This window comes from Pyrobaculum sp. (genome assembly GCF_049971835.1).
Classification (GTDB): domain Archaea; phylum Thermoproteota; class Thermoprotei; order Thermoproteales; family Thermoproteaceae; genus Pyrobaculum.
Genome location: NZ_JBMFKV010000179.1, coordinates 1 through 3823 on the forward strand (window position 1 = coordinate 1; position 3823 = coordinate 3823).

Below are 3823 nucleotides of genomic sequence, written 5' to 3' on the forward strand. Positions count from 1 at the left end.
GGTGTATACGCCCGAGCAACTGGGCGACAAGCTCCTCGACATGTTGAAGTGGCGTGAGGTGGATATCGTGATGACCGCGGGAGATACCCCGCAGAGAGACTTCCATATCAGGAGGACCGCCGCCGACACCAACACGCCGCTGGTTCTCGACTCGACGCTGGCTGTGGAGCTGGCGAAGGCCTTTCTGTGGTATTACAAAAACGGGAGGCTTGAGGTGTCGCCGTGGTGACGCTTGTGTATGACGTGGTCAGGGAAGAGGAGAAGGCTTTGATAAAGGCTGCGGAGAGGCTCGGCGTGGTTTTAAAAACGGTGAAGATAGGGGAGGTGCTGGATGTGGAGGGGTGGGAGCCCGACGTCTACCTAATAAGGACCCTAAGCCACAACAAGGGCATCGTGGCGGCCGCGGTGGTCGAGGGCAACGGAGGGCTAGCCGTCAACTCCTCCAGCGCCATAGCCGTGAGCTGGAACAAGGCAGTTACCCTGGCGAGGCTAAGGGCCAGCGGGCTCCCAGTGCCCAGGACCAAGGTGCTCTTCGGCGAAGCCGAGGTGGAGGTGGGAGAAAGAGCTATTGTGAAGACAGCCAGCGGTAGCTGGGGGCGCAAGGTGGCGCTGGTCACCGCGCCCGAGGAGGTGAGGCTCTTGATGAGATCCGCGGAGAACGAGGTGTTTCTACTACAGGAGATGATAGGCACTGGGGAGGACATCAGAGTCTTTGTAATCGGGGAGAGGGCAGTGGCGGCCATGAGGAGGATACCCCCCAGAGGCGACTGGAGAAGCAACGCCGCCCGGGGTGGCCGGACAGAGCCTCAGCAGATAGACGGCGAGTTGGAAGACCTCGCTGTGAAGGCGGCGAGATCTGTGGGGGCTTTCTACGCCGGAGTGGATATACTCATAGGAGACAGGCTGTACGTCAACGAGGTAAACGGAATACCTGAGTTCAAGGCACTCATGAAAACCACAGGAGTAGACGTGGCTAGGCTCCTCATAGAGGCCCTCGTAGAGCTTAGAAAAACGTGAACAACTTATCCTCGACGTAGGGCCTTGTGTATATCTTCCCGCCGATTCTGACCAGGTAGCCGCTCGGCGGCTTCACCTCGCCGATCACGGCGTGCGGCACGCCCAGCGCCTCCAGCCTCTCCACAGCCTCGTCCAGCCTCCCGCGGGGCACCGTGGCGAGGAGCACACCCGAGCTCAGAGTCTCGAGGGGATCTATGCCGAAGGCTCGGCACAGCGCCTCCACCTCTCTGTAGACCACGACCTTTTCCCTATCCACGTCGATTGACACTCCCGACGCGTAGGCGATCTCCGCGAGCCCGTTGACTAAGCCCCCCTCCGTGGGGTCGTGCATAGATGTGGCCAGGTCGGCCAAGGCAAGGGCCTCCCTCGCCACAGACACCTCAAGGGCCAGCCTCTCCGCCCTCGCCACAGCCTCCGGCTCCACCCCCCTCTTGAGAGCCTCCTCTCTGAAGTCCGTCGCGAGGATGGAGGCGGCTTCCTGACCCGCGGATTTGGTCATAATAACCACGTCGCCAGGTCGGGCGCCCCCCGTAGATACATACCTATCGCCGACGCCCATCGCCGTGGCTACCGCCATCGGCCTGGTGACGGCTGTGGTCACCTCCGTGTGGCCGCCGACCACCATAACCCCCAGCCTCCCCGCCGCCTCGTCTATCTGCCTAGTAATCACGTCGAGGACCGCCTCGTCCGCGCCCGGCGGCAGAAACAGCGCCGTGGAGAGCCACATAGGCTCTATCCCCCTCACCGCTATGTCGTTTGTGGGGATGTACACCGCGAGGTAGCCCAGTAGCTTCACCGAGCCAGATATGGGGTCTGTGTGGACTGCCAGGTACCTACCGCCTACGTCTATAATCGCCGCGTCTTCCCCCACCGCGGGTCCCACAAGTACCTCGCGCCTCGCCGCCCCCCGCCTGGCAAACACAAGGCGCTGAAGCAGGTCGGGTTGCAACTTCCCAATCTTCATAAATGGCAAATTTCCCCATGTTAAATGGTTGACCTAAGCGGCACGTGGATAAAAAACAGCGACGTGGATGTGGTGAGGCTAGTGCACGAAACCGTGGTGAGGGAATTCGGCAGGCGGGCTCTGCAGTATACAGATACCGCGGGGGCGCCCGAGCCTAGAGAGGAGCTGAGGAGAATCCTAGCCGCAAAGGGCTTTACGAAACATGAGGTGTACTTCACCACTAGCATAGCCGACAGCATCAGGATCGTTGCAGAAGTCCACCTAGACGGGGGGGAGTGCATACAGCCGGAGGACCCCACACAGAAAGAGGTAATACCGTACGCCAGGTGCGGAAGGCCTAAGGCCGTGTATATACAGCCCCACTGGAGGAACCCCGACGGGTATATATACACCGCCAGCGAGCTGGAGGCGGCGTCTCGCTCGGCGCCTCTAACCATTTACGACCTGACCTACGGCCTACTCGCCGGCGAGGTGCCGTACATACCGGAGAGCGCCGTCGCCGTCGGCTCGCTCGACGTGCTCTTCCCCGGCCTCCACCTGGCGTACGTCGCGGTCCCGCCAAGCCTCTCCGACTACTACCTAAACGTCCTGGAGGCGTCGTATCTACACCCGCCTACGTATATGCAGTATTTGTTCTACGCCGCCGTGAAGTCCGGCGCTGTCTACGCCGTGTTTAACTCCCTGGCGAGGCGCCGCGATCTGGTGAGGCAACACCTAGGCGTGGAGGCCACGCCGTACTTCGCGTGGCTGAGGCCTAGGGATAAGACAATTTTTTTAAAACACGGCGCCCTAGACGGCAGTGTCTTCTCCTGGAGAGGCCGCTTCGGGGAGTACGTCAGGCTGGGCCTCACTAGTGCGACAGAGGAGGAGCTCGCCGATTTCCTATCCAAGGTACCTCTCTAAAAACTTCAAGGTGGTGGCCATAGCCGAGAGCTTCAGACTGGAAGACGGCGAGTCGGTGTACGTCGGCGTGAGGGCCCGGCGCGACGGCGTGGTGGAGGACGTGGCGTTCGCAAAGGCCAAGGTCGGGGGTAGAGACGGCACAGAAGCCGCCGCTAGGATACTCGGCGCCGTCCTTAGGAGAGACGTCAGCCTCGTAATGCTCGACGGGTGCATCGTGTCCTTCTACAACTGGATAGACGGGGAGGCGCTGTACACCAGTTTTCAAAAGCCCGTGGCGTGCTACGTCTTCGAAGAGCCCGGGGGCCACGTCGAGGAGGCCGTGAAGAAGCTATTCCCAGACTGGGAGGAGAGGCTGGAGGCCATTAGGAGGCTGGGCCCACCCACGCTCTACTACACAAGAGACGGTTTCAAGATTTACGTAAGGTCCTGGGGCATCGACCCCATAGACGCGGGTAAGGCGGCGGAGGCCTGTATGAAATTCGGCAAGATGCCGGAGCCTCTACGCATAGCTAAGATAATCGCCGGCGGGGCTAGACAATTTTTAAAAATCCAATGTACGGCTGGGCAACAATGGTCACCAGGAGGAAGCTCCTCATAGCCGCCGGCGCCGCCGCAGTCCTAGCCGCCGTTGGGGGCGGGCTCCTGCTTACGAGAAAGCAAGCGGAGGCGCAGGGGACGGCCACCACCTCAGCCACGACCACCTCTACTTCCTCTTCCACCACCACGACGACCACCCCCACCCCCAAGCGCGGCGGGGAAATCGCCGTCTACAACTACTCGTACTACATCGACAAGGATCTGCTTCCCGAGTTTGAAAAGGAGTACGGCATAAAGGTGGTGTACCAGGAGTTTGAAAGCGGCGAGGAGGCCTACGCCGCCCTGCTGAGGGGCGGCGGGGGTTACGACCTGGTGGTCCTCCCAGACACCTATCTCAAGGAG

5 protein-coding genes and 1 pseudogene are annotated in these 3823 nt (G+C 61.0%); 5 read left to right on the top strand and 1 reads right to left on the bottom strand.

The annotated features are described in order from the left end of the window. Both ACP5J3_RS11820 and ACP5J3_RS11825 read left to right on the top strand, forming a co-directional pair. Nucleotides 1-229, top strand: a 229-nt coding sequence (locus ACP5J3_RS11820; RefSeq protein WP_428495872.1) for a hypothetical protein, incomplete at its 5' end; no start/stop codon positions are given. After that, nucleotides 223-1017: an ATP-grasp domain-containing protein gene (locus ACP5J3_RS11825; protein WP_428495873.1), complete on the top strand. Its 795-nt coding sequence runs from the start codon at nucleotides 223-225 to the stop codon at nucleotides 1015-1017. The genes ACP5J3_RS11820 and ACP5J3_RS11825, both read left to right, overlap by 7 nt. Here ACP5J3_RS11825 and ACP5J3_RS11830 read toward each other — a convergent pair. Further along, nucleotides 1004-1981: an AIR synthase family protein gene (locus ACP5J3_RS11830; protein WP_428495874.1), complete on the bottom strand. Its 978-nt coding sequence runs from the start codon at nucleotides 1979-1981 to the stop codon at nucleotides 1004-1006. The two genes, ACP5J3_RS11825 and ACP5J3_RS11830, sit on opposite strands and share 14 nt — an antisense overlap. Nucleotides 1982-2005: 24 nt before the next feature. Between ACP5J3_RS11830 and ACP5J3_RS11835 the strand changes: the two genes are divergently transcribed. From ACP5J3_RS11835 to ACP5J3_RS11845, 3 genes and pseudogenes are all read left to right on the top strand, one after another. Beyond that, nucleotides 2006-2884 carry an aminotransferase gene (locus tag ACP5J3_RS11835; protein WP_428495875.1) on the top strand — a complete coding sequence of 293 codons (879 nt, stop codon included), beginning with the start codon at nucleotides 2006-2008 and terminating at the stop codon, nucleotides 2882-2884. A 13-nt stretch (nucleotides 2885-2897) separates the two neighbouring features. Next, on the top strand, nucleotides 2898-3482 hold the full coding sequence (locus ACP5J3_RS11840; RefSeq protein ID WP_428495876.1) for a DUF99 family protein: 585 nt from the start codon (nucleotides 2898-2900) through the stop codon (nucleotides 3480-3482). After that, nucleotides 3455-3823, top strand: a pseudogene (locus ACP5J3_RS11845) (polyamine ABC transporter substrate-binding protein); the annotation flags it as partial. The gene ACP5J3_RS11840 and the pseudogene ACP5J3_RS11845, both read left to right, overlap by 28 nt.

Excerpts from the sequence above, each read along its gene's own strand:
- ACP5J3_RS11830 (WP_428495874.1), bottom strand. The coding sequence starts at position 1,981 with ATGAAGATTGGGAAGTTGCAACCCGACCTGCTTCAGCGCCTTGTGTTT.
- ACP5J3_RS11835 (WP_428495875.1), top strand. The coding sequence starts at position 2,006 with ATGGTTGACCTAAGCGGCACGTGGATAAAAAACAGCGACGTGGATGTG.